The sequence below is a fragment of the Dyella sp. 05T440 genome (assembly GCF_056395965.1).
Window position 1 is genome coordinate 261,765 of record NZ_JBFTKN010000001.1, and the last position, 26,132, is coordinate 287,896.

The 26,132-nt window shown below is 64.4% G+C and carries 19 protein-coding genes; 16 read left to right on the forward strand and 3 right to left on the reverse strand.

Going from position 1 to position 26,132, the window contains the following annotated elements:
* Nucleotides 1-26: 26 nt before the first annotated feature.
* Together AC1DE1_RS01050 and AC1DE1_RS01055 are read left to right on the forward strand one after the other, a co-directional pair.
* Nucleotides 27-833: an acid phosphatase gene (locus tag AC1DE1_RS01050; protein WP_441602904.1), complete on the forward strand. Its 807-nt coding sequence runs from the start codon at nt 27-29 to the stop codon at nt 831-833.
* A gap of 61 nt (nt 834-894) precedes the next feature.
* Nucleotides 895-2,364 carry a flavin-containing monooxygenase gene (locus AC1DE1_RS01055; protein WP_441602905.1) on the forward strand — a complete coding sequence of 490 codons (1,470 nt, stop codon included), beginning with the start codon at nt 895-897 and terminating at the stop codon, nt 2,362-2,364.
* Nucleotides 2,365-2,637: 273 nt separating this feature from the next.
* Here the strand turns inward: AC1DE1_RS01055 and AC1DE1_RS01060 are convergent, their stop codons facing one another.
* The gene (locus tag AC1DE1_RS01060) at nt 2,638-3,372 is read right to left on the reverse strand and encodes a TlpA family protein disulfide reductase (protein ID WP_441602906.1); all 735 of its coding nucleotides are present in this window, start codon (nt 3,370-3,372) and stop codon (nt 2,638-2,640) included.
* Between the two features lie 54 nt (nt 3,373-3,426).
* Entirely contained in the window at nt 3,427-6,582 is a 3,156-nt protein-coding gene (gene putA / locus AC1DE1_RS01065; RefSeq protein ID WP_441602907.1) for a bifunctional proline dehydrogenase/L-glutamate gamma-semialdehyde dehydrogenase PutA, read from the reverse strand.
* Nucleotides 6,583-7,091: 509 nt separating this feature from the next.
* On the opposite strand from putA, the gene AC1DE1_RS01070 reads away from it, so the two are divergent.
* The 5 genes from AC1DE1_RS01070 to AC1DE1_RS01090 all read left to right on the forward strand — a co-directional run bounded on the left by AC1DE1_RS01070 (nt 7,092) and on the right by AC1DE1_RS01090 (nt 11,359).
* Nucleotides 7,092-7,532, forward strand: a complete 441-nt coding sequence (locus tag AC1DE1_RS01070) for a DUF2244 domain-containing protein (RefSeq protein ID WP_441602908.1) — start codon at nt 7,092-7,094, stop codon at nt 7,530-7,532.
* Nucleotides 7,533-7,551: 19 nt separating this feature from the next.
* Nucleotides 7,552-8,526 carry a cytochrome c oxidase subunit II gene (gene coxB, locus AC1DE1_RS01075; RefSeq protein ID WP_441602909.1) on the forward strand — a complete coding sequence of 325 codons (975 nt, stop codon included), beginning with the start codon at nt 7,552-7,554 and terminating at the stop codon, nt 8,524-8,526.
* 41 nt (nt 8,527-8,567) lie between these two features.
* A complete protein-coding gene (gene ctaD / locus AC1DE1_RS01080; protein ID WP_441602910.1) occupies nt 8,568-10,184 on the forward strand; it encodes a cytochrome c oxidase subunit I in 1,617 nt (538 codons plus the stop codon).
* A gap of 50 nt (nt 10,185-10,234) precedes the next feature.
* Nucleotides 10,235-10,366: a hypothetical protein gene (locus tag AC1DE1_RS01085; protein WP_275586833.1), complete on the forward strand. Its 132-nt coding sequence runs from the start codon at nt 10,235-10,237 to the stop codon at nt 10,364-10,366.
* 105 nt (nt 10,367-10,471) lie between these two features.
* A complete protein-coding gene (locus AC1DE1_RS01090) occupies nt 10,472-11,359 on the forward strand; it encodes a cytochrome c oxidase subunit 3 (RefSeq protein ID WP_441602911.1) in 888 nt (295 codons plus the stop codon).
* Nucleotides 11,360-11,747: 388 nt separating this feature from the next.
* On the opposite strand, the gene AC1DE1_RS01095 is transcribed toward AC1DE1_RS01090, so the two are convergent.
* Nucleotides 11,748-11,963, reverse strand: coding sequence for a twin transmembrane helix small protein (locus AC1DE1_RS01095; RefSeq protein WP_046971617.1), 216 nt, complete (start codon nt 11,961-11,963; stop codon nt 11,748-11,750).
* A gap of 59 nt (nt 11,964-12,022) precedes the next feature.
* Here AC1DE1_RS01095 and AC1DE1_RS01100 point away from each other — a divergent pair, with 59 nt between their 5' ends.
* The 9 genes from AC1DE1_RS01100 to AC1DE1_RS01140 all read left to right on the forward strand — a co-directional run bounded on the left by AC1DE1_RS01100 (nt 12,023) and on the right by AC1DE1_RS01140 (nt 26,132).
* Entirely contained in the window at nt 12,023-12,760 is a 738-nt protein-coding gene (locus AC1DE1_RS01100) for an SURF1 family protein (RefSeq protein ID WP_441602912.1), read from the forward strand.
* A complete protein-coding gene (locus AC1DE1_RS01105) occupies nt 12,757-13,326 on the forward strand; it encodes a hypothetical protein (RefSeq protein ID WP_441602913.1) in 570 nt (189 codons plus the stop codon). The genes AC1DE1_RS01100 and AC1DE1_RS01105 overlap by 4 nt, the downstream gene beginning before the upstream one ends.
* Complete coding sequence (locus tag AC1DE1_RS01110) at nt 13,326-14,492, forward strand: COX15/CtaA family protein (protein ID WP_441602914.1); 1,167 nt, start codon at nt 13,326-13,328, stop codon at nt 14,490-14,492. Before AC1DE1_RS01105 ends, AC1DE1_RS01110 begins: the two co-directional genes overlap by 1 nt.
* A complete protein-coding gene (gene cyoE / locus AC1DE1_RS01115; RefSeq protein ID WP_441602915.1) occupies nt 14,489-15,403 on the forward strand; it encodes a heme o synthase in 915 nt (304 codons plus the stop codon). The genes AC1DE1_RS01110 and cyoE overlap by 4 nt, the downstream gene beginning before the upstream one ends.
* A 1,297-nt stretch (nt 15,404-16,700) precedes the next feature.
* Complete coding sequence (locus tag AC1DE1_RS01120) at nt 16,701-16,940, forward strand: hypothetical protein (protein ID WP_441605193.1); 240 nt, start codon at nt 16,701-16,703, stop codon at nt 16,938-16,940.
* A 167-nt stretch (nt 16,941-17,107) separates the two neighbouring features.
* Nucleotides 17,108-19,777: a magnesium-translocating P-type ATPase gene (mgtA, locus tag AC1DE1_RS01125; RefSeq protein ID WP_441605194.1), complete on the forward strand. Its 2,670-nt coding sequence runs from the start codon at nt 17,108-17,110 to the stop codon at nt 19,775-19,777.
* A gap of 217 nt (nt 19,778-19,994) precedes the next feature.
* Nucleotides 19,995-21,644, forward strand: coding sequence for a Na/Pi cotransporter family protein (locus AC1DE1_RS01130; RefSeq protein WP_441605195.1), 1,650 nt, complete (start codon nt 19,995-19,997; stop codon nt 21,642-21,644).
* Nucleotides 21,645-21,928: 284 nt separating this feature from the next.
* The gene (locus AC1DE1_RS01135) at nt 21,929-23,038 is read left to right on the forward strand and encodes an efflux RND transporter periplasmic adaptor subunit (RefSeq protein WP_441605196.1); all 1,110 of its coding nucleotides are present in this window, start codon (nt 21,929-21,931) and stop codon (nt 23,036-23,038) included.
* Nucleotides 23,031-26,132 (forward strand): efflux RND transporter permease subunit, encoded by a 3,102-nt coding sequence (locus AC1DE1_RS01140; RefSeq protein ID WP_441605197.1) that lies wholly within the window; start codon nt 23,031-23,033, stop codon nt 26,130-26,132. The genes AC1DE1_RS01135 and AC1DE1_RS01140 overlap by 8 nt, the downstream gene beginning before the upstream one ends.

Here is a 26,132-nt window from a genome sequence, read left to right on the forward strand (position 1 = left end):
GTCGCCGCTGCCCGGGGAGAACGCCGATGAACACGCTTTTGCTTGCCTGCCGCCGCGCCGCCTGGCTGGCCCTGCTGCCGCTGGCGGCCTGCGCCCCGGTGCAAACCCCGGTGGCCAAGGTGTCGCCTGCCGGCGCCCGTTCGGTGGCCACCTCGCTGCAGACGGCCGAGCTGCTGCCGGCTGCGCCCAAGGCCGGCACGCCCCGCTACGAGGCCGACCGCCAGATCTTCCTGGCCACCCGCAAACTGCAGGACTCACCGCGCTGGCTGCTGGCACAGCAGGACGTGGACTACGCCACTCCCAAGCTGATGGGCGATTTCAGCTGCGCCATGGGCGTGCCGCTGGACGCGGCGCGGCTGCCCAAGCTCACGGCGCTGGTGGATGCGACCAGCAATGCTGCCGATGCCTCGACCGCGCCGGCCAAGAAAGCCAATCAGCGCCAGCGGCCGTTCCTGATCGACCAGGGCGCGACCTGCCAGTCCACCGTGCAGATTTCGCACAGCTTCGACTATCCCTCCGGCCATGCCACGCGCGGTTGGGCGGTGGGCCTGGTGCTGGCCGAGCTGGCGCCCGATCGCGCGACCGAGCTGCTGCTGCGATCCCGCTCCTACGGCGACAGCCGCGTGGTCTGCGGCGTGCACAATCTCAGTGCGATCGAGGCGGGCGCGATGAATGGCGCTGCCGTCGTTGCCGTCCTGCACGCATCCCCAGCGTTCCAGTCCAGCCTTGCCGACGCCAGGCAGGAATTGGACGCCTACCGCCAGGCCAACCCCAGCACGACCAGCCCCCAGTGTTCCGCGCAAAAGGCCTTGATCGAGCCCACACCGTACTGAGCACGCGAGGCGGCGTAAGCTGCCCACCTGGATCGCTGCGACATGCCACGGAGACGAGTGCATGGATCAGGAGGCTGGCTCCACGTTCGACGTGTTGATCATCGGTGCCGGTCTGTCCGGCATCGGCATGGCCTGCCATCTCGCCATGGATCATCCGCAGCTGCGCGTGGCGCTGATCGAACGGCGCGCCGCGATGGGCGGCACCTGGGATTTGTTCCGCTATCCCGGCGTGCGCTCGGACTCGGACATGTTCACCTTCGGCTACGCCTTTCGCCCCTGGCATGCGCTGGATGTGATGGCCGACGGCGATGCCATCCGCAACTACGTCATCGACACCGCGCGCGAATACGGCGTGCACGACAAGATTCACTACGGCTTGAAAGTGCTCGCCTCCTCATGGTCAAGCGCACAGCGCCTGTGGCGCGTGCAGGTGCTCGACGAGTCGCGCGGCGAAACGCGCGACTTCACCAGCCGTTTCCTCATCGTCTGCACCGGCTACTACAACTACGATCGCGGCTACCTGCCGGCGTTTCCCGGCGTGGATAGATTCCAGGGCCAGTGCGTGCATCCGCAGCAGTGGCCGTCCGGGCTGGATTATCGCGACAAGCGCGTGGTGGTGATCGGCAGTGGCGCAACGGCGGTCACGCTGGTGCCGGCGATGGCGGGAGACGCCGCACACGTGACGATGCTGCAGCGCTCGCCCAGCTACATCCTGTCGTTGCCGCGCTACGACAAGATCTCCGCGGTGCTGCAAAGCTTTCTGCCGAAGTCGCTGGTGTTTCGCATGGCGCGACAGCGGAATATTTTTCTCACGCGGCTTATCTACAAGGCCGCGCGACGCTGGCCGGAAAAAGTGCGCGCATTCCTGGTCTCCGGTGTGCGGCGCCAGCTGGGCGAGGGTGCCGACATGCGGCACTTCACGCCCGTCTATGAGCCGTGGGACCAGCGCTTGTGCGTGGTGCCGGACGGCGACCTGTTTGCCGCGATCAGGAGCGGCAAGGCCTCCGTCGTCACCGATGGCATCGCCACGTTCACGGAGCGCGGCATCCAGTTGGCATCGGGTGAGCATATGGATGCCGATATCGTCATCACGGCCACCGGGCTCAACATGCAGACGCTCGGCGGCATGAAGCTCGACGTGGACGGACAGCCGCGCGTGATGGGCGATCTGGTCACCTACAAAGGCGTGCTGCTGCAGGACACGCCCAACTTCGCCTGCATCTTTGGCTATACCAATGCGCCGTGGACGCTCAAGGCAGATCTTGCGGCGAAATACGTGTGCCGCCTGCTTGCCTATATGCGCGAATGTGGCGCGGAAGTGGTGACGCCGCGTGCGCCGGACGATGAGCGACAGGGCGAATCGATCATGGCTACGCTTACCTCCGGCTATGTGCAGCGTGGTGCGCCGGTGTTGCCCAAGCAGGGGCGTGAGCTGCCCTGGCGGGTGTCGAACAACTACGAGCGCGATTGCGAGATGCTGCTCAAGCAGCCGGTGGCGGATGGGGCGTTGGAGATGGTGACGGTGCGATAGCTTCTTGTGGGAGCGCACCCTGTGCGCGACAACCTCACGGAGCGATACCGACACGGCGCCGCAGTCGCGCACAGGGAAAACCGATTGAACAACTATGAGCGCGATTGCGAGATGTTGATCAGGCAGTCGGTGGCGGATGAGGCGTTGGAGCTGGTGACGGCGCCATAGCTTGTTGTGGGAGCGCACCCTGTGCGCGACAACCTAACGGAGCGATACCGGCACGGCGCCGCCGTCGCGCACAGGGTGCGCTCCCACAGGGGAGAACCTAGCGCATTAAGGACGCTGCACCGCCTTCTTCCACTGCATCACCCACCCTGTGAGATCCGCAAACTGCTTGTCCTGCCCCTCGCGCATCGACATGCCTACCGCCGCACCCGCCACGCGACCCGACGGATCGATCAACATCAGGGTCGGATAAATGCTCACGCCCAGCGTATCGATCAACGCCTGCCCGTCGTGCAGCACCGGCCAGCTCAAACCACGATCGGCCACGAACTGGCGCGCCGTGGCAGCGTCTTCATAGGTGATGGCGACAAAATTCATGTCAGCGTTCGCGTGCGCATAAGCATTGAGCACCGGCACTTCGGCAATGCACGGCGCACATTCGGCGAAGAAGAAACTCACCAGCGTGTAGCGACCGCGCAAATCGCTGAGCCGCTGCGTATTGCCTTTGAGCGACGGCAACTCGAACGGCGGGAAGGCACTGCCGCGCCCAAACGAAAAGCGACCCGCGCCCGTGCTCGTGCCCGGCGGCCGCAAGCGCAGCATCGCGGCATTGGCCTTGCTGTCCATCGTACTGCTGTAACTGCGGCCCTGGCCGAGCTGCTGCGCGAACGCGGCATAGCTCAGCGGCTTGCCGGCAGCGTCGAGGTAATGGACGTCGGGTGAGGGACCCAGCTGCAAGGTGGCGACGAAGCCTTGCTCACTGCTCCGCGACTCCGCTGCGTGCAGCGGGAAGAACATAAGCGCAAGGGCGAACAGACCAAACAATCGCGAAGCATGCCGCATGCGGGCTCCCTTCGAACAAGTGGGCCGGCGCAGTTGCGCCGGCCCGTAGTGCGCTTACTCGCCGATGGTGAGCAGCGAGGCGTTGCCGCCAGCGGCGGTGGTGTTGATGGTGAGCGTGCGCTCGCCGGCAAAACGCAGCAGGTAGTGCGGGCCGCCGGCCTTCGGGCCGGTGCCCGACAGGCCTTCGCCGCCGAACGGCTGCACGCCGACCACCGCGCCGATCTGGTTGCGGTTGACGTAGCAGTTGCCCACGCGCGCACGGCTCTGGATGAACTCCACCGTGTCGTCGATGCGGCTGTGGATGCCCAGCGTGAGGCCGTAACCGGTGGCGTTGATCTGGTCCACCACGTTCGGCAGCTCGTCGGCCTTCCAGCGGATCACGTGCAGCACCGGACCGAAGATCTCGCGGGTCAGCGTGGCCAGGCCCGGGATTTCATAAGCACGCGGCGCGAAGAACGTACCGTTGCCGGTGGTGGCCGGATCGAGTGTGACCTCGCCGATCTTCTTCGCTTCCTTGTCCATGCGCGCGGCGTGGTCGACCAGGATCTTCTTCGCATCCTCGTCGATCACCGGGCCCACGTCGGTCGACAGCTGGCCCGGATCGCCCACCTTCAGCTCGGCCATCGCGCCGGCAAGCATGGCGTTGACCTTGTCGGCGATGTCTTCCTGCACGAACAGCACGCGCGCGGCGGAGCAGCGCTGGCCGGCGGACTGGAACGCCGAGGAGATCACGTCCTTGACGATCTGTTCCGGCAACGCGGAAGAGTCGGCGATCATCGCGTTCTGGCCGCCGGTTTCGGCGATCAGCGCGGCAATCGGCGCATTGCGTGCAGCAAGGGCGCGGTTGATTGCCCACGCGGTTTCCGTCGAGCCAGTGAACGCCACGCCAGACACGCGCGGATCGCGCGTCAACGCGGCACCAACCGTGGCGCCATCGCCCGGCAGATACTGCAGCACGTCGGCCGGAACGCCAGCGTCATGCAGCAGCTTCACGGCGACGTAGCCGATCAGGCTGGTCTGCTCGGCGGGCTTGGCGATCACGCTGTTGCCGGCGGCGAGTGCGGCGCTCACCTGGCCAAGGAAAATCGCCAGCGGGAAGTTCCACGGGCTGATGCAGACGAACACGCCGCGGCCATTCAAGAACAGCTGGTTGCTCTCGCCGGTGGGACCGGGCAACTGTTCCGGATGGCCAAACAGGCGGCGCGCCATGGTCGCGTAGTAACGCAGGAAGTCGGCCGCCTCGCGGATTTCGGCAATGGCGTCGGGCAGGCTCTTGCCCGCTTCGCGCACGCACAGTGCGATGAATTCGCCGCGACGCGCTTCGAGCTGCTCGGCGGCGTGCTCGAGAATCGCCGCGCGGCTGGCAGCCGGCAGACGATCCCACGCGTGATGCGCGCTCACCGCATTGGCCAGCGCCTTGTCGACCGTCGCGCTATCGGCGGTGACATAGCTGCCCACCACCTGGCGACGATCGGCCGGGTTGGTCACCTGCACGGTGGCGCCGGTGCTCTTGGCGCCCGGCACCAGCGGCTCGGCGTTCCACGGACCGCTCTTGCTCTGGATCGCCTCGGCGAGGGCCTTCAGTTCGTTGTCGTTGGAGAAGTTGACGCCCATGGAATTCTTCCGCAGTTCACCGTAGAGATTCACCGGCAGGGGGATGCGCGGGTGAGGGATGGAGGCAAAGGAGCGCACGGTCTCGCAGGGATCGGCGACCAGTTCGCGCACCGGCAGCGTTTCGTCGACCACGCGGTTGACGAAGCTGGTGTTGGCGCCGTTTTCGAGCAGGCGGCGCACCAGGTAGGGCAGCAAGTCTTCATGCGTGCCCACCGGCGCGTACACGCGGCACGGCACGTTGAGATTCTGCTTGCCGATCACTTCGGCATAGAGGTCCGTGCCCATGCCGTGCAGGCGCTGGTATTCGTACGGACGGTTCTGCGCCAGGTGATGCACCGCGGCGATGGTGTGCGCGTTGTGCGTGGCGAACTGCGGGTAGATCAGCGCCACGCCGGCGTCGAACAGCTTGCGTGCGCACGCCAGGTACGACACGTCGGTGTTCGGCTTGCGCGTATACACCGGATAACCGGCAAGACCGTTTTCCTGCGCGCGCTTCACTTCCGCGTCCCAGTACGCGCCCTTGACCAGGCGCACATACCAGCGACGGCCACTGGCGCGTGCCGTTTCGATCAGCCAGTCGATCACGAACGGGGTGCGCTTGGCATAGGCCTGCACGACGATGCCGAGGCCGTTCCAGCCTTCCAGCGACGGATGTGCGAACACGTCGCCGAGAATATCCAGCGACAGTTCCAGACGATCGGCTTCTTCCGCATCGACGGACAGCGCGATGCCGTTCTTCATCGCCAGCTGCGACAGTTCCAGCAGCTTGGCGGTGAGGTCGCGGCGGGCGATATCGCGCTTGGCCACTTCGTAGCGCGGATGCAGCGCGGAGAGCTTCACCGAGATCGACGGCGCATCCGTGTGGTTGGCGAACGGACCGCGCGAACCGATCGCGGCGATGGCGTTGCGGTAGTCCTGCTGATAACGCTCGGCGGTTTCGCTGGTGAGCGCCGATTCGCCCAGCATGTCGTAGGAATAGCGATAGACCGCATATTCCTTCTGCGCGCAACGATCCAGCGCCTCGCCGATGGTGCGGCCCATCACGAACTGGTGGCCCATGATGCGCATGGCCTGGCGCACGGCGAGGCGGATCGCCGGTTCACCCGCGCGACCCACCAGGCGACGCAGCGCGCCGGTGAAATCGTGGCGCGTCTCTTCCGACAGCGTGACCAGCTTGCCGGTAAGCATCAGGCCCCAGGTCGACACGTTGACGAACAACGACTCGCTCTGGCCCAGGTGCTTCTTCCAGTTCGCATCGCCCAGCTTGTCGCGGATCAGCTTGTCGGCGGTGGTCTTGTCGGGAATGCGCAGCAGCGCCTCGGCCACGCACATCAGCAGCACGCCTTCTTCCGACGACAAGTCGTACTGGCGCATGAAGGATTCGACGGCGCTCTGGTCCTTGGCGCGTACGCGCACCCGGGTGACCAGTTCGGCGGCCAGGTCGATCACCTTTTCGCGCTCGACCGGCGGCAGGGTGGCCTGGGCCAGCAGGTCGTTGACCGCTTCGGTCTCGTCGCGCAGCCAGTTGGCGGTGATGCGCGCGCGTGCCGGCTCGACAGCGGTCGGCAATTCGGGGCTGAGAATAGGTTGTGTCACAGGGTTTTAGCCGAAACGTGATGGGGCGGGGAATCGCGGGATTGTACGCGTGGGGGCATACGCACGCGACCGTACGTGGTGCTGCGGTGCGGTAGGCGGGCGCCGACACCTTATATATGGGCGGGATTGGCGGTTGGGTAGTAGGCGGGGGCGAGGAGTGAGGGCGTGAAGACCAGCCACCCGGACCTGACGTACGGTCGTGCGACCCATGGGATCTCACGCGAGGCGTGTGGCAAACCGTCGCACCCGGTGCGCGGCGTCAGGTCGCCAGCGTGGGCGCCGTCGTCGCGCCGTCTCTATCCCCATGACAATCCACGCAAACGCGCTGAGATCAAGCTGACACAATGATCAGTGCGCACATCCTTGCGCATTCATCCCTGCTTCAAATCAAGCACATGCGTCATTCTTGCTCCCCGACGCGGTCGCGGCCTATCATGCTTGGGTTCCAGGCACGCCGGGTTCTCATGATCGTGCTTCGACCAGCAGCAGCCGGCTTGCCGTGCGCAACGATGTGGCTCAAGCCCAATCGTGCACTGAGCCGTCGCGACCTGCGTCGATTGATCGGAGTTCTGGCGGCGCTGGCGCTGACGACGGCCGTGTTGGGAGCATGGCAGGGGAATGTCTTCGCTCCTTTGTTTGCACTGGTCGAGTCCTCCGCGGTGGCTTTCGCCCTTGGCGTAGCCTGGCGGGCCGGCGACCGCAGCGAACGCATCACCCTCGACGAGTCGTCGCTGGAGGTGCAATCCCTGCCAGGTCGTCGCAGTGCGCGCTTTCCCACGTATTGGGTGCGCGTGAAACTGCGGTCCGGTCAGGGGAGGGCGCGTCTGCTGCTGACGTCGCACGGACGCGAGCTGGAAATCGGTAGCTTTCTCGGGGAAGAGGAGCGTGCCGAGCTGTCAAGGAAACTCATGGTGTTGCTGGCGGAGCTCAACCAACAGCAGCGCAGGTAGGTTCAACAAAGGTGCAAACATGACATCTGGCGGCATCAAGCCTGGCAGCATCAAGCGAGCAGTAGCGGCAAGCGCGCTCTTCGCTCTCACCATGTTCGGCGGCGTGGCCCTGGCCAATCCGCAGCCAGGGCAGTTGAACATGACCCGCGGCGCGTCGACCTGGTCGCCCGAGGCTTACTTCCTTAACAACGTTGCCCTCGGCGTTTGCGTCGTGATCGGCATCCTTGTGTTCGGCGCGATGTTCATCGCGATGTTCCGCTTCCGCAAATCGCGCGGCGCGGTCGCCGAAAAGTGGTCGCACAACACGACGCTCGAGATCGTGTGGACCACCATCCCCGTGATCATTCTCATCGTGCTGGCCTATCTCGCCACGGGCGGCCTGCGCACCTTCGCCGACACCACCGGTTCGGAGATGACCGTCAAGGTCACCGGTTACCAGTGGAAGTGGCGTTACGACTATGTCGAATACAAGGGCAAGGCGATCGACAAGGTCGGCTTCATGTCCAAGCTCGATCGCGAGAGCGACGAGACGCGCCAGCTGCATTCGGGCCTGGACCCGAACGCGGTGAAGGTCGACGGTTACAACACCTACCTGATCAATGTGGACAAGCCGCTGGTGGTGCCGGTGGGCACCAAGATCCGCTTCGTGATCACCGCCGGCGACGTGATCCACTCCTGGTGGGTGCCGGCGCTGGGCTGGAAGATGGACGCCATCCCGGGCATCGTCAACGCCGCCTGGACCAACATCATCGAGCCGGGTGTGTATCGCGGCCAGTGCGCCGAGCTGTGCGGCCAGGATCACGGCTTCATGCCGATCGTGGTGCAGGCCTTGCCGAAGGCCGAATTCGAAAAATGGCTGGCCGATCAGCAGGCCGAGGCGAACAAGCCGCAGCAGCCGGCGCAGCCTGCCGCTCCGGCGGCAGCTTCCACCGCTGCCGCGCCCGCCACGGCGCAGGCAACCGACGCACCTGCTTCCCAGGGCCACCAGGGCTAATCGCCCATCACAGCATTCGTATTTAGGTAGAGGTGCAAGGCATGGCCCACGCAGCTACACACGATCACCACGACGACCATCACGGCGCGCCGAAGAATTTCTTCGTGCGCTGGTGCATGTCCACCAACCACAAGGACATCGGCACGCTGTACCTGGTGTTCTCGTTGCTGATGTTCTTCATCGGCGGCAGCTTCGCGATGGTGATCCGCGCGGAATTGTTCAAGCCCGGCCTGCAGCTGGTGCAGCCGTACTTCTTCAACGAAATGACCACCATGCATGCGCTGGTCATGATCTTCGGCGCGGTGATGCCGGCCTTCGTGGGCCTGGGCAACTGGATGATCCCGCTGATGATCGGTGCGCCGGATATGGCGTTGCCGCGCATGAACAACCTGTCGTTCTGGATCTTGCCGTTCGCCTTCTCGCTGCTGCTGTCCACGCTGTTCCTGCCCGGCGGTGGCCCGGCCGGCGGCTGGACCATGTACCCGCCGCTGTCGCTGCAGGGTGACTCGGTCGCCTACCTGGTGTTCGCCGTGCACTTGATGGGTATCAGCTCCATCATGGGCGCGATCAACATCATCGCGACCATCCTCAACATGCGCGCGCCGGGCATGGATCTGCTGAAGATGCCGGTGTTCGTGTGGAGCTGGCTCATCACCGCCTTCCTGCTGATCGCCGTGATGCCGGTGCTCGCCGGTGCGGTGACCATGCTGCTCACCGACAAGTACTTCGGCACCAGCTTCTTCAATGCGGCTGGTGGCGGCGACCCGGTGCTGTTCCAGCACATCTTCTGGTTCTTCGGCCACCCCGAGGTCTACATCATGATCTTGCCGGCCTTTGGCCTGGTCTCCGAGATCATCCCGACCTTCGCGCGCAAGCCGATCTTTGGCTACAAGGCGATGGTGTTCGCCATTGCCTCCATCGCGTTCCTGTCGTTCATCGTGTGGGCGCACCACATGTTCGCAGTGGGTCTGCCGCTGGGCGGCGAAATCTTCTTCATGTACGCCACCATGCTGATCGCGGTGCCGACCGGCGTGAAGGTGTTCAACTGGGTCAGCACCATGTGGGGCGGCTCGATGACCTTCGAAACGCCGATGCTGTTTGCCATCGCGTTCGTCATCCTGTTCACCATCGGCGGCTTCTCCGGCTTGATGCTCGCGCTCGCGCCGGCTGACTTCCAGTATCACGACACCTACTTCGTGGTGGCCCACTTCCACTACGTGCTGGTGACCGGTGCCATCTTCGCGATCATCGCGGGCGCCTACTACTGGCTGCCGAAGTGGACCGGCCACATGTATTCGGAAACGTGGGGCAAGATCCACTTCTGGAACAGCGTGATCTGGGTGAACGTGTTGTTCTTCCCGCAGCACTTCCTGGGCCTGGCCGGCATGCCGCGCCGCATCCCCGATTACAACGTTGCGTTTGCCAACTTCAACATGATCAGCTCGATCGGCGGCTTCCTGTTCGGCGCCTCGCAGTTGATCTTCCTCGGCGTGATCGTGCACGCGGTGTGGTTCTCCAAGAAGAAGGCACCCGATCGCGTGTGGGAAGGCGCCAAGGGCCTGGAGTGGACGCTGCCGTCGCCGGCGCCGTATCACACGTTCGATGTGCCGCCGGTCATCCATGATGACGAACTGGCACACGGTCACGTCGAAGATTGATCCAAGCATTGCCGCTCCGGTGTCGCGCCGGAGCGGAAGGAAGCGAAGCGATGAACCAGCCGTCCATGACAACGATCGAGCAAGCCCGCAAGAAAGGTGTGCGACTCACCGTCACGGTGGTTGGCACCATCGCCTTTGCGATCTTCGTGCTCTCGTTGTTGCAGGGGCTGAAGTACTCCTGACGCAACCGCCGTATTCCTCCGCGGTGCCGAGCGGCATCACGGGTTGCAGCCCGGGCGACCATTGCGCGGGCGGAAGTAGACAGAGCATTCCATAGGGATCTCAGCATGGCCCAGCAAGAAGGCGTTTATTTCGTTCCATCCAAGAGCCAGTGGCCGATCGTGGCTGCGGTGGTCATGTTCGTCACCGTGCTCGGTGCCGCGCATTGGCTGAACGCTCCCCCGGGTGAAGCGGGCTTTGGCAAGACGATGCTCACCATCGGCTTCATCGGCATCCTGCTGATGTTCTTCGGATGGTTCCGCTCGGTGATCCGCGAATCGCTGGCGGGCAGCTACAACAACCAGGTGGACCGCTCGTTCCGCATGGGCATGATGTGGTTCATCTTCTCCGAGGTGATGTTCTTCGGCGCCTTCTTCGGTGCGCTGTTCTACGCCCGCATGTTCGCGGTGCCGTGGCTCGGCGGCGAAGGCCATGGCGTGCTGACCCACCAGTTCCTGTGGAGCGACTACGCCGCTTCGTGGGGCGCCGGTGGCGGCGGTGGTCCGGAGCGCATCGGCGGCAATTTCGAGACGGTGCTGCCCTGGGGCCTGCCGCTGCTCAACACGCTGATCCTGCTGTCCTCGAGCGTCACGGTGACCATTGCTCACCATGCGCTGAAGGCCGGCCAGCGCGCCAAGATCCTGTGGTTCCTCGGCTTCACCGTGCTGCTGGGCTCCACCTTCCTGTGGTTCCAGGCGCACGAGTACATCGAAGCCTATAAGGAGCTCAACCTCACGCTGCAGAGCGGCGTCTACGGTTCGACCTTCTTCATGCTCACCGGCTTCCACGGCATGCACGTGACGCTGGGCACCATCATGCTGGCCATCATCTGGCTGCGCGTGGCCAAGGGTCACTTCACCAAGGAACACCACTTCGCGTTCGAAGCGGTGGCCTGGTATTGGCACTTTGTGGACGTGGTGTGGCTGGGCCTGTTCATGTTCGTCTACATCCTCTGAGACGCTGGCGCGTCGCAGCGGCCAAAAAGCCCGCCGAAAGGCGGGCTTTTTGTTGGGGGGATCACACCCTCTACGCCCCTTTGTAGGAGCGCACTTGTGCGCGACCGCAGAGCCCCGTCGTCTCCGCTCCGTAGGGTGGTCGCGCACAAGTGCGCTCCTACAAGGGGATCGCAACGCCTCGCCGCCTCCGCTCCGCCGGGTGGTCGCGCACAAGTGCGCTCCTACAAGGGGATCGCAACGCCCCGCCGCCTCCGCTCCGTGGGGTGGTCGCGCACAAGTGCGCTCCTACAAGGGGACCGCTGCCCCCCAAACCAAAGGCCCGCCAATGGCGGGCCTTCGATGGAACCAGATGTCGCAGCGGAGCGCTGCCGACCGCGGGAAGCTACAATTACTGGCCCACGCCGTGCGGGTGGAGCCAGCCCATCCAGATGCCGAACACGACCATCAGGATGAGCAGCACCGACAACCCGATGCGACGCGTCAGCGCCCACACCGTGCGCTTGCTGCCTTCCTTGTCGGTCATCATGAAGTACAGGGCCTGACCAAGATTGAACAACACCACCAGCAGCAGAATCACCAGCGCATATTTGTAGATGGTTTCCACGTGATTGGTCCGAACGTTTTTGACATCCGCAGTATAGCGGTCGTGCACGGCGCCACCGCGTGAAGTGGCTGCGCCGTCCATCCTGGTTCGCACTGCTGCTCACAGCGGTGAGTGCCTTGCTGTTCATACGTTTGGGCGTGTGGCAGCTGCATCGCGCGGACGAGAAAGAGCAGATTCTGCGACGGTATGCCACAGCGGAAACCGCGGCTCCGCGCGACTTTGCCGCAGTGGCCTCAAATCCCCCCATCGATGCGTTTGCCCGCGTCAACGTGCAGGGCAGCTACCTCGCCGATCGCATCTATCTGCTCGACAATCCCAAGCATGACCAGCGCGGCGGTGTGGAAGTCTATGCGCCTTTCCGTCCGCGCAACGGCGATCGTCTGTTGCTGGTCGATCTGGGATTTCTTCCGGGCAACGGCACGCATCAGGCGCCGCAATTACCACCGTTGCCCGCCGGCCCGCTGGAGCTGCACGGCCTGTATGTGCCCGCGCCCGGCGTTGGTTTTGAAATGGGCGGCAATGCCCTCGCCCTGCAGAAGAGCTGGCCAAAGACCACGGTTTATCTCGAGCTTCCCCAGGTGGCGGCCGATCTTGGCGCTACGCTGTATCCGCAGGTGCTCGCGCTCGACGCGGAGCCTGCATCCATCTACGTGCGCGAACACACCATCGATTTCTCCTCGATGCCGCCCGCGCGCCACCGTGCCTATGCATTCCAGTGGTTCACCTTCGCCGTGGCGGTGGTGGTGATCCTGCTGGTGCTGCATCGTCGTCGTCCTTCCCGACCGGACCAGTCATGAATACACCCGATCCCGCCGCACTGCGCGCAAGCCGACGAAAACTGCTGTTGATCATGCTGGTGTTTGCCGCGCCGATCGTGGCGGCCATGCTGCTCACCTTCGCGGGCTGGCAGCCCTCGGGCAAGGCCAATGGCCTTGCCGTGATGCCGCAGCGCAATTTCGCCACCGAGCAGGTGCCGGTGTCGCTCACCAATGGCGACACCTGGGCGTGGCGCGCGAAGGAACCGCAGCTCACCCTGGTCGCCCTGGCCGGTCCAGGATGCGCCGAGAAATGCATGGACGTACTGACCAAGATGGCCGCGGCGCGCCTCACGCTCAACCAGAATGCACCGCGCCTGCGCCTGCTCTACGTCGGCAAGCCGCCGGCAGATGCTGCTGCCACGGGGATGACGAACTACTGGAAGCTCGGTCAGGATTCGATGGGCGCGCTGGCTCCCTTCGCACCGACCACGCCGGACAGCGTCAATGCACTGTTGGTGGAATCGGACGGCACCGCGTTGTCGTTCTATCCCGCAGGCTTTGATCCCACCGGCTTGCGCAAGGATCTGCAGAAGGTGATCCGCTGATGACGTCCCGTTCGATCAGGGTGCTGCGCGGGCTGGCCTTGCTCGCTGCCGTGTTCGCCTTTGGCGTGGTGATGTTCGGCGCGTTCGTGCGTCTGTCCAATGCCGGGCTGTCTTGCCCGGACTGGCCGACTTGCTACGGCCGCGCGGCATGGCCGGAACAGCAGCACGAGATCGCGCAGGCGAATCAGGCTTTCCCTGATCGTCCCTACGAAACGCACAAGGCGTGGCGCGAGCAGGTGCATCGCTTTCTTGCCGGTACGCTGGGGACGCTGGTGTTTGCGCTGGCCTTGATCGCCAGCTGGCGTCGCCCATGGGCGCGCTATGCGGTGATTGTCGGCGCGCTATGCGCGGCGATCGGCGTTGGCATGTATATCAAGGGCGAGCATCACTGGTCCTTGCTGGTATCGCTGTTCGCGATCGGGCTGCCCTTGATCGCGGCGATCGGGCTTGATCGTCCGGGCGCGTGGCGCATCAGCGTGCTCGCGCTTTCCGTGGTGGTGTTCCAGGCCATGCTCGGCATGTGGACGGTGACGCTGCTGTTGAAGCCCATCGTGGTGATGGGCCATCTGATGGGCGGCATCACCACCTTCGCCTTGCTGGCCTATGCGGCACTGCGTTTCGCTGGCGTGGGTGCCAACGACGACCGTCACGCGGCGCTGCGCAAGACCGTGATCGTCGGCATTGTCCTGCTGCTCGCGCAGATCGCGCTGGGCGGCTGGACCTCGTCCAACTATGCCGCGCTCGCCTGTGGCACGGATTTCCCCAAATGCCTCGGGCAGTGGATGCCGCCCACCGATTTCCAGCAGGGTTTTGTGCTGTGGCGCGGCATCGGCGTGAACTATGAAGGCGGTGTGCTCGACATGGCGGCGCGCAGCGCCATCCAGATTGCGCATCGCATCGGCGCACTGGTGGTATTTTGCTACCTCGCCTGGCTCTCGCACCGGGTGTCGCGTCGCGGCCTGCGTTCGCTGGGCGTGGCGATCGCGGTGGTGTTGCTGACCCAGGTACTGCTGGGCATCAGCAACGTGCGCTTCGGGCTGCCGCTGCCGGTGGCGACGCTGCACAATGGCGTGGCGGCGCTGCTCCTGTTTACCTTGCTGGCCACGCTGGCGCGCACGCAAAAGCGTCGCGAGGACGCGATGTTTGTTTCCCACGGATACCGATGACGATGAGCAGCCGTTTCCATGAGTACCTGGAACTGACCAAGCCGCGCGTAGTCGCGCTGCTGGTGTTCTGCGCCGTGATCGGCATGTTCCTCGCCGTGCCCGGCATTCCGCCGTGGCGTGCGCTGGTGTTCGGCACGCTGGGCATCTGGATGGCCTCGGGTTCCGCTGCAGCCTTCAATCACCTGATCGATCAGCGCATCGACAAAGTGATGGCGCGCACCGCCCATCGCCCTCTGGCCACCGGTCAGCTGAAGCCCAAGCAGGTGCTGACCTTTGCGCTCGCGCTAGGTGCAGTGTCGATGTTGATCCTGGTGTTCCTGGTCAATCCGCTGACCGCGCTGCTCACCTTCGGCGGTTTGATCGGCTACGCGGTGATCTATACGGCCTACCTCAAGCGCGCCACGCCGCAGAACATCGTGATCGGTGGCCTGGCCGGTGCGATTCCGCCGGTGCTGGGTTGGACGGCCGTCACGGGTGCGCTGCATCCGTTTGCGCTGCAGCTGTGCCTGATCATCTTCGTGTGGACGCCGCCGCATTTCTGGGCGCTGGCGATCTTCCGCCGCGACGATTACTCCCGCGCGCAGGTACCGATGCTGCCAGTCACGCATGGCGTGGTGTTCACGCGTTGGCACGTGCTGTTCTACACGATCCTGCTGGTGCTGGTGACGCTGTTGCCGGCGCTCACGGGTTATAGCGGGATGGTTTATCTGGGCGGTGCGGTGGTGTTGGGCTTGGGCTTTCTTTATTACGCGATCCGTTTGCTCAATCCGCCGGATGAGTTTTTCGCGATGAAGGTGTTCAACTATTCCATCGTGTATCTGATGGCGTTGTTTGCGTTTTTGTTGGTGGATCATTGGGTGATGGAGCCGCTGGTGCAGCACCAGGGTGTGGTGTTTGAGCGTTCGCTCTAAGTAGGTTTCGTTCGATCGGCATTCCGGCGCAGGCCGCCCCTTTGGTCGTCATCCCGGCGTAGGCCGGGATCCAGGAGCGATATCGCCTGGTTTTCACGTCGAGGCCAGGGTGCCGCCTACGCGGCGGGCGTTTCGAACGGCTGCCGCCGCTCGAGTCACTTTTCTTTTGCTGGCCCAAAAGATCCCACGGGACTAGCTTCGCGTCGAAAGTAACCCAAAGAAAATGGCCTGATAACGCCCGCAGCATCGTGCTGGGATAAGCCCGAACGCTCGAGGCGCGTCTGATGGGACAACCTCCGAGGGTACACAGGGGATACCGCAAAGCGCTGCGCAACGCGCCCGAATCGCTGAGGACTTAAAGCGGGGCCTCGCTGCGCATCGGCTTCGGGCATCGCTCCGTCCTTTGCCGCGCCTGCCGCTTGTCTGTGGGAGCGCACCCTGTGCGCGACGGCCACGCTGGGGTGTACCGCTCCGTAGGTTTGTCGCGCACAGGGTGCGCTCCCACAAAGAGCGATCGCAAGATTGAATGGGCGTCACAGCGTGCGAAACCCTTGTAGGAGCGCACTCGTGCGCGACCGCAGCGCCGCGGTGGATCGCTCCGGTTGGTCGCGCACAAGTGCGCTCCTACAAAAGATCTGCCGGCCCGGGCCTGCAACACGGGACGCTGCCCGGCTCTTGATGTCGCTCGTGACCTTCGGGGTCCCCGTAACCCGACCGCGCACCTGGAGGGCCGCAGGCCCGGAAGGCGCGTCATCCGGGGGGGGGCCTTCTCCCGGCCTTCCCAAAAAGGGGACTAGCTTTGCGTCGCGGGCAGGAGGACGGAAGCCCGCGGCAGGCGAGCCAGATCGCCGTATCGCTAAAACCAAACACCGGGGCGATGGATGATCAGCCAGTCGGCTGTCGAAAGGCGCGACCGATCCCCGTCCTTTCTGGGTGCGCCTGGGTGACGACCAAAACCTACCTGCGCTGGGCTCACACCAAAAACACACCCACCTCACCGCAACAACTTTCGCCCCCCAAACCCCCGTCACAGGGTTGACACTTGCGCACCGCAGCAAGACAATTCGCCCGCTACCGGGCGTTACGCGCCCTCAGTGGCCTCTGTCCTATCAACCCAAGGCATATGGACGTTTACCCTAGTCGCAACGTCGACATCCGCGAGCATCGGGTGCCGGCATTGCATAACAAGCTGATCTGCTGCGGCGACCGCCTGCGGTCGGCTGGCGCTTTCCTGGACTAGGGAAGACCGGCCCACCTCTGACGGCGCTGTTGGCGCCGTTAACGAGGAGAAAGGGCCATGAAGCTCCTTCGCGAATTCTTCCGCCTGCGCGTCGCACCCCGCGCGCTGGCAAGCCGTCGTGCGGATACCCGCCGTTCCTGGACGATCACTGTGCCTGCCCCGCTGGGCGAGGCGCAGTCTTCCCCGTCGTCCGACCTTCGTCATTCCGATGCCCCGCACGGCCGCCAGGCCGCGCGTTGGCAGGAACATGCTATTTCGCAAGCGCATCGTCATCTGCAACTGGTATCCAGTCACTGATGAAAACCTCGCCGCGCCTCGAGCTGCCGCGCAAGGGCTGGCCCCCACCAGTCCGCGGGCGTCGATTGCGACGAAGTTCGTAGCGCAGGCATTGGCGTCACGCGCGGGACAGGTCCCGCCGGCTCGCTGGTCCGGCTCAGATGTCACCGATTTCACGGAAGCGAGTCATGTTGAAGCACTCCACCCAGACCGTCGCAGGCAAGGCGGCCGGCACGAGCGCCGCCGCGCCGGTGCGCGTGGCCGTGGCGCAGGAAGCGTTCCGCCACAACGAGGCGCTGTATGCGGCGCTGGACACCAGTGCCGCCGGTCTGAACGAAGAGCAGATCTCCGAGCGCCTGGATCGCGACGGGCTCAACGAGGTGTCGCACGAGAAGCCGCCGCACTGGTCGGTGCAGTTGCTCACGGCGTTCAAGAACCCGTTCATCATCGTGCTGCTGGTGCTGGCCATCGTCCAGCTGGCGACGGACAGCTCCGATCTCACCGGCCCGATCATCATCGCGGTGATGGTGGGCATCAGCGTGCTGCTCAGCTTCACCCAGGAATACCGTTCGTCGAAGGCCGCGGAAAAGCTCAAGGCCATGGTGCGCAACACCGCCACGGTGACGCGTCGCGCGTCGGACGGCCATAGCGAGCGCATCGAAGTGCCGGTGAGCGAACTGGTCGCCGGCGACATCGTGCATCTCGCCGCCGGGGACATGGTGCCCGCGGATCTTCGCCTGGTATCGGCGAAGGACCTGTTCATCAGCCAGGCCATCCTCACCGGTGAATCGCTGCCGGTGGAGAAGTCCGCGCCCGCGCACCTGCATGGCGCCGACGAAATGGAAGGCGGCCAGCACGCTGACAATCCGCTGGATCTGCCCACCGTCTGCTACATGGGCACCAACGTGGTGAGCGGCACCTCCACTGCGGTGGTGGTGGCGACGGGTTCGCGCACCTACCTGGGTTCGCTGGCGCGCACCATCGTGGGCGAGCGCGTGCAGACCAGCTTCGATCGCGGCGTGAACAGCGTCAGCTGGCTGTTGATCCGTTTCATGCTGGTGATGGTACCGATCGTCCTGGCGATCAACTGGTACGACAAGGGCAGCTTCTGGGAAGCCTTCCTGTTCGCGCTGTCGGTGGCAGTGGGCCTGACGCCCGAGATGCTGCCGCTGATCGTCACGGCGAACCTGGCCAAGGGCGCCCTGGCGATGTCCAAGCGCAAGGTGGTGGTCAAGCGCCTCAATGCGATCCAGAACTTCGGTGCGATGGACGTGCTGTGCACGGACAAGACCGGCACGCTGACGCTGGACAAGATCGTGCTGGAACGTCACCTCGATCTGTACGGCGAGGAGTCGGACGAGGCGCTGGAATACGGCTATCTCAACAGCCGCTTCCAGACCGGCCTGAAGAACCTGATGGACAAGGCGGTGCTGACCCATCGCGACCTGGAAGTGGTCGCGCAGCACTACCGCATCGTCGACGAGATCCCGTTCGACTTCCAGCGCCGCCGCATGTCGGTAGTGCTGGGCAATGGCGATGGCAACGAGTTGCTGGTGTGCAAGGGCGCCGTCGAGGAAATGCTGTCGATCTGCGCGTCGGCCAAGGCCGGTGACGAGATCCTGCCGATGACGGACGAGATGCGTGCCGACATCAAGGCGATGACGCGCGGCCTCAACGAAGATGGTCTGCGCGTGCTCGTGGTCGCCATCAAGCGCCAGCCGCCGGCCGGCCGTGCCTATGGCGTGGCGGACGAAAGCAACCTGATCGCGGTCGGCTGCCTGGCGTTCCTCGATCCGCCGAAGGACAGCGCGGCCACCGCCATCGCGGCGCTGCATCACCACGGCGTCGAAGTGAAGGTCATCACCGGCGACAACGAGGCGGTGACGCGCAAGATCTGCCGCGAAGTGGGCCTGGACGTGGAGCACTCCGCGCAGGGCAAGCACATCGAGCCGTTGAACGACGACGAGCTCGACGCGCTGGTCAAGCGCACCACCGTGTTCGCCAAGATGTCGCCGCTGCAGAAGGCACGCGTGGTGAAGTCGCTGCAGCGCCAGGGCCACACCGTGGGTTTCCTGGGCGACGGCATCAACGACGCGCCCGCGCTGCGCGAAGCAGACGTGGGCATCTCGGTGGATACCGCCACCGATATCGCCAAGGAATCGGCGGACATCATCCTGCTCGAAAAGAACCTGATGGTGCTGGAAGAAGGCGTGATCGAAGGTCGCATCACCTTCGGCAACATCATCAAGTACATCAAGATGACCGCCAGCTCCAACTTCGGCAACATGTTCTCGGTGCTGGTGGCGAGCGCGTTCCTGCCGTTCCTGCCGATGCTGCCGTTGCAGATCCTGGTGCTTAATCTGCTGTATGACATCTCGCAGCTGTCGATCCCGTTCGACCGCATGGACGATGAGTACCTGCGCAAGCCGCGCAAGTGGGATGCCAGCGATATCGGCCGTTTCATGGTGTGGATCGGACCGGTCAGCTCGATCTTCGACATCACCACCTTCCTGCTGCTGTGGTATCTGTTCGGCGCCAATTCGAACGCGCACCAGTCGTTCTTCCAGTCGGGCTGGTTCATCGAAAGCCTGCTCACGCAGACGCTGATCGTGCACATGATCCGTACGCGCCGCATCCCGTTCCTGCAGAGCATCGCCTCGGCACCGGTGCTGGCCCTGACCACGGCGATCATCATCATCGGCATGCTGATCCCGTTCACGGCGATCGGCGGCAAGCTGGGCATGGTGCCGCTGCCGGGCATTTATTTCGGCTGGCTCGCGCTGACCGTGCTCACCTATTGCGTGCTGACGCAGTTGGTGAAGCTGGTTTACATCAAGCGGTACGGACGCTGGTTGTGAGGTGAGGGCGCGGCGGTAGAGTCTGCCGCGCCTCGCTAATTCGTCATTGCGGTTTGCCGGAATGACGGCAGCTATGCAACGCGAAATTTCGCCCTTGACGGGCAGTCACCAGCGTTTCCTTCAGTGCGACGCCGAGGCGTTTCGCTCCACACCAAAGACTCCCGCAAGGAAGTCCGCGGATGCTTCATGCATTCCGCCTACCCAAGGAGGTCGCGCCATGAAAGGCACCTTCGCTCTGCTCGATATCGCCGGCTACGTCGCCCTGCTGCTGTGGGGCACGCACATGGTCACCAGCGGCGTGCTGCGTGGCTACGGCAGCGCGTTGCGCCGCTGGATGGGTCGTTACCTCGGTCATCGTCCGGCCGCGCTGGGTTTCGGCGTGTGCGTCACGGCGATCCTGCAAAGCAGTACGGCCACCGGCCTGATGGCCACGTCGTTTGCCGCAAGCGGCTTTCTCGGTCTCGCGCCGGGTCTTGCCGTGATGCTCGGCGCCAACGTCGGTACCACGCTGATCGTGCAGGTGATGTCGTTCGATATCGCGGTGGTGGCGCCGGTGCTTATCCTGATCGGCTTCACCATCCATCGCCGCACCGACGATGTGAGTTACGAGAACATCGGCCGCGTCTCCATTGGTCTTGGGCTGATGCTGCTGGCGCTGCACCTGCTGGTGGGGGCGATGGCGCCGGTGGAAAACGCGCAGGTGCTGCGCGCCATCCTGCAGAGCCTGGCCAGCGAGCCGGTGCTCGCGATGCTGGTGGCCGCGCTGCTCACATGGGCCTGTCATTCGAGCGTGGCGGTGGTGTTGCTGATCGTCTCGCTGGCCAATGCGGGTGTGGTCGATGCCTCCGGTGCACTCGCGCTCGTGCTCGGCGCCAATCTCGGCGGCACCATTCCTGCCTTGATGGAAGCGCACACGCCGGTGGCGCGTCGCCTGCCGATGGGCAACCTGATGGTGCGAGCCTTCGGCTGCATCGTGTGCCTGCCGATGCTGCCGCTGCTGGCGCACTGGCTGGCACCGCTGGGCGCCTCGCCGGCGCGCATCGTGGTGAACTTCCATACGGCGTTCAATCTGTCGCTCGCTCTGCTCTTCATCGTGCCGGTGGAAAGGCTGGCGCGCCTGTTGGTGCGCCTGCTGCCCGATCCGCCCAAGCCGAACGATCCCGGCGTGCCGCAATACCTCGACGAGGGTGCGCTGGAAACGGCGAACGTCGCGCTGGCGAATGCCGCGCGCGAATCGATGCGCATGGCCGACATGGTGGAAGGCATGCTCACGGGGCTGGTGGAAGTGTTCGGCAAGGACGACCGCGCGCGGGCCACGGCGATCAGCCGCATGGACACCTCGCTGGATCGACTCGGCATGGCCATCCGTGAGTATCTCGCCGACCTCAACGGCGAAGCCTTGAACGAGGAGGACGGCGAGCGTAGCCAGGAGATCCTCGCGTTCGTGATCAACATCGAGCACATCGGCGACATCACCGCCAACAACCTGATGGAGTTCGCCGCCAAAAAGGCAGAGCGCGGCCAGGATTTTTCGGCCGAAGACATCCAGGACCTGGCCTTGATGCACACGCAGGTGATGGAAAGCCTGCGCCTGGGCCTCACCGTGTTCCTGCGCGGCGATGTGCGTGCAGCGCAGCAGCTGATGGCGCGCAAGGAGGTGCTGTGGAAGCTGGAGAACGAAGCGTCGGAGCGCCATATCCGTGCGCTGCGCGAACGTCGCGATGGCGGCGGCGGTGGAGACGTCTATCTGCGCATCTTGCGCGATCTCAAGCGTATTCACTCTCACCTGGCAGCACTCGCTTACCTGCCTTTGGAGCGCGCCGGTTTGCTGCAGGATCGCCTTGTTCGCGAGCCCGCGACGACCTGACGTAAGCCTCATTGGATAACGTACTCAACTTGTAACGGAGCAGCGGCACATTGGACCCGGACCCATCGACTGACATCGAAAATTCTTGCTGACCGAGTCGACCCCGCTACTGCGTTCACTCCCCCTGGAGTGACACCCGCACGCGGCGGCCGGCAACGGCCAGTCCGCGAGCGGGTCATGCGCTCGGTCTCCTGAAGAGACGCGCGCCATCCCCTTCGCAAACACTGCCTCATGGTCGATGACCGTGGCGGGCAGGCATGCCAAGTACTGCAAGGGGAATACCCATGACGCTACGCCTCACCTCGTTCTTCATCGCTCTCGCCGGTCTGTCCCTGGTTGCGTGTTCGCACCGCGCCGACGATCAGGCACCGTCGCCGCCGTTCGTGGAAGACCACGGCATGCTGCGTGTTCCCGCTGACTCCCCGCTGCGCAAGGCGCTCAGCATCGCACCGGTAGAGATGCGCGCCGCGCCTCATACGATGGTGTTTCCCGCCACGGTGGAATCGGATCCTGCGCGCACGGCCAACGTGGTGGTGCCGCTCACCGGTCGCATCACCGAGCTCAAGGTCGGGCTGGGCGATCATGTCGCGCGCAACCAGTTGCTGGCGGTGATCGAATCCGGCGATATGGCGCAGGCGTATGCCGATGTCGCCAAGGCCACGGACGCACTCGCGCTGGCAAAGAAAGGGCTCGATCGCGCGCGCGGCGTGCAACAGGCCGGTGGCAACGCGGTAAAGGACCTGGAAGCCGCACAAAGCACCTACAGCCAGGCCCAGGCCGAACTCGAACGCGCGCAGACGCGACTGCAATCGATCAATGTCGCCGGGCAGGCCGGCCCCTCGCGCAGCATCCGCATCACCGCACCGGTGAGCGGCTACGTGACGGCGCTGTCCGCCGCGCCCGGCACCTATGCCAACGACACCACCACGCCGTTGATGACGATCGCCGATCTCGATTCGGTGTGGATCACGGCGAACGTGCCGGAGGTGGACGTGGGCGGCATCGCCAGGGGGCAGGCCGTCGATGCGACGCTGTCGGCCTATCCCGATCAGGTGTTCCACGGCCAGGTGGGGTTCGTCAGCCAGGTGCTGCAGGCGGATACGCGTCGCGACATGGTGCGCGCGGTGTTCGCCAATACGGATGGACGGCTGAAGCCCAATATGTTCGCGAAGGCCAGCATCGCCGTGGCGCAACCGGCACAAGTGTTCGTGCCAGAGTCCGCCTTGCTGATGAACAACGACAACACCACGGTGTTCGTGGAAGTGTCGCCGTGGGCATTCGAGCGTCGCACGATCGTGCTGAGCTACGACGAGTCGACCGATGCACGCGTGGTCAAGGGGCTGAAGGCTGGCGATCGCGTGGTGGTGAAGGGCGGAGTCCTGCTCAATGATTAACGCGATCTTCCACTTCTGCTTCCAGAAGCGCGTGATCTTCCTGGTGGTGTCGGTGCTGGTGCTGTGCTTCGGCTACTACTCGTGGACGCAGCTGGCCATCGAGGCCTACCCGGAACTGAGCGACGTCACCGCGCAGGTCACCACCCAGGTGCCGGGCCTAGCCGCTGAAGAGATCGAGCAGCAGATCACCACGCCGCTGGAGCGCGCGCTGGCCGGCACGCCGGGTCTGGTGGCCATGCGCTCGAGCAGCACGTTCGGCCTGTCGTTGATCACCCTGGTGTTCAAGGACGGCGCCGAGGATTACTGGGAACGCCAGCGCGTGATGGAGCGCATCGCACAAGCCACGCTGCCGTCCGGCATCACGCCCAGCCTCGATCCCGTATCTGGTCCAGCGGGCGAGATCTATCGCTACACGCTCGAATCGAACAGCAAGAATCTGATGCAGCTGTCGGAGCTGCAGAGCTGGGTGGTGATACCCGCGCTGCAGAAGATCCCGGGCGTCGCCAACGTGGATATCTTTGGCGGCTTCACCAAGGAGTTCCAGCTGGAGCTCGACCCCGCGCAGCTGCTGCACTACGGCGTGAGCGTGAACCAGGTGACCGGCGCGATCTCCTCCAACACGGCCAACGCCGGCGGTGGACGCATCACGCGCGGCGATCAGTCGTACATCGTCCGTGGCATCGGCATGGTGCACACGCTGAAGGAACTGGGCGACATCGTGGTCACCCAGAGCAACGGCGTCCCCGTGCTGGTGCGTGACCTGGGCAAGCTGCAATACGGTCATCAGGTGCGCCAGGGCATTCTGGGCAAGGACAGCAATCCGGACACGATCGAAGGCATCGTCGACCTGCTGAAGTACGAGAACCCGTCGCGCGTGCTGGAGAACATCCACGCCACCGTCGCCGACCTCAACAGGCAGCTGGCCGCACAGGATGTGCGCATCGTGCCGTACATCGACCGCGACGACCTGGTGAACGCGACCAAGGAAAAAGTGCTGCACACCGTGATGGAAGGCGTCGGCCTGGTGTGCATCGTGCTCATCCTGTTCCTGGGCAGCCCGCGCTCGGCCATGGTGGCTGCGGTGGCGATTCCGATGTCGCTGGTGACCGTGTTCATCCTGATGCAGTTCACGCATATGCCGGCGAATCTGTTCTCGCTGGGTGCGATCGATTTCGGCGTGATCGTGGACGGCACGATCGTGGTGACCGAGGCCATCCTGCGGCGCCGCGAGGAGAGGCCCAATTCGGTGCTCACCGAAGACGATGTGATGACGGTGACCAAGCACGTGGGCCGCTCGATCTTCTTCGCCACGCTGATCATCATCACGGCGTATCTGCCGCTGTTCGCGTTCGAGCATGCCGAGGGCAAGCTGTTCCGGCCGATGGCGTTCACCGTGGGCTATGCCCTGCTGGCGGCGCTGCTGTGCACGGTCACGTTGACGCCCGGTCTGGCGTACTTTGCGCTGCGCAAACCGCGCAAGCTGTTCCGCAACAAGCCACTTGAGCGCCTGCAGGCGGGATATACGGCCTGGCTTGGCAAGCTGCTCGGCAAGTTGCCCGTGGTCTACACGGTGGCGGGCGTCGCCCTGGTCGGCGTGCTGCTGCTGGGCGCCACCATCGGTCGCGAATTCCTGCCGGACCTGGACGAAGGTTCGCTTTGGCTGCAGGTGCAGATGCCATCGGGCCTGTCACTGGACAAGGCCAGCGAGATGACGGCCGAGCTGCGTCGCGTGATCCGCGAGTTTCCCGAAGTGTCGTACGTGGTGACGCAGCTGGGTCGCAACGATACCGGCACCGATCCGTGGACGCCGTCGCACGTGGAAGCCGGCGTGGGGCTCAAGCCGTACGACACCTGGCCGCATGGCGAGGACAAGGCGGTCTTCCTGCGCCGCTTCAATGCACGCATGCAGCAGATACCCGGCGTGTCGGTGGGCATCAGCCAGCCCATCGTCGATGGCGAGAACGACATGATCGGCGGCGCGCACAGTCCGCTGGTGCTGCGCATCTATGGCGACGACTTCACCGAGCTGCGGCGCGTGGGCAACCAGATTGTCGATGTACTGCACGGCGTGCGCGGCACGGCCGAGGCGTCGATCTTCCAGGAGCCGCCGATCCCGCAGCTGGCGATCACCGCCGATCGCGACGCGGCAGCGCGCTACGGTATCAATATCGGCGACATCAGCAACCTGATCCAGACGGCTATTGGCGGCACGCCGGTGACCCAGGTCTATGTCGGCGACCGCATCTACAACGTGACCACGCGCGTGTCGAACGAGACCGCCAACAACCTCGAAGCGATCGGCCAGTTGCCGTTGAGTTCCGCCAGCGGCGCGCAGGTGCCGTTGAAGCAGGTGGCGGATATCCGTTTCAAGACCGGCGAGAGCACCATTGCGCACGAGCAGGGCAAGCGCCAGCTGACCATCCGCGTGGACAACCGCGATCGCGCGCTTTCCGAGTATCTGGCCGACGCGCAGCAGCAGATCGACGCCAAGGTGCATTTCGACAAGCAGAACTACAGCCTCCAGTGGGCCGGCACGTTCGAAAACCAGAAGCGCGCCCAGGCGCGGCTGGTGGTGGTGATGGCGCTGGTGATGGGCATCATGCTGGTGTTCCTGTTTGCCGAGTTCGGCAAGCTGCATCAGGCGGTGATGGTGTTGGCAGTGGTGCCGCTGGCTACCGTGGGCGGATTGATTTCGCTGCACCTGCGCGGCGAGACCTTGAACATCGCCACCGCGGTCGGCTTCATCGCACTGTTTGGCGTGGCGGTGCAGAACGGCATCATCATGATCGCCAACATCAACCGGGTGCGTAAGCACGGGCATGGGTTGCGCGATGCCGTTCTCGAAGGTGCGACCGAACGCTTTCGTCCCGTGCTGATGACGGCCACCGTGGCCAGCGTCGGCATGTTGCCCGCGGCGCTCGCCACCGGTGTTGGCACCGACGTGCAACGCGGTCTCGCCACTGTCGTGGTGGGCGGCCTGCCGATCGCCACGCTGCTGACGCTGTTCATCCTTCCGGGCTTCTACTTCGCTGTTGAGCGTGGCATCGAGCGCCATCGTCGCAAGCACCGTCCGCATCCCTCGCGGGAGCTGTGA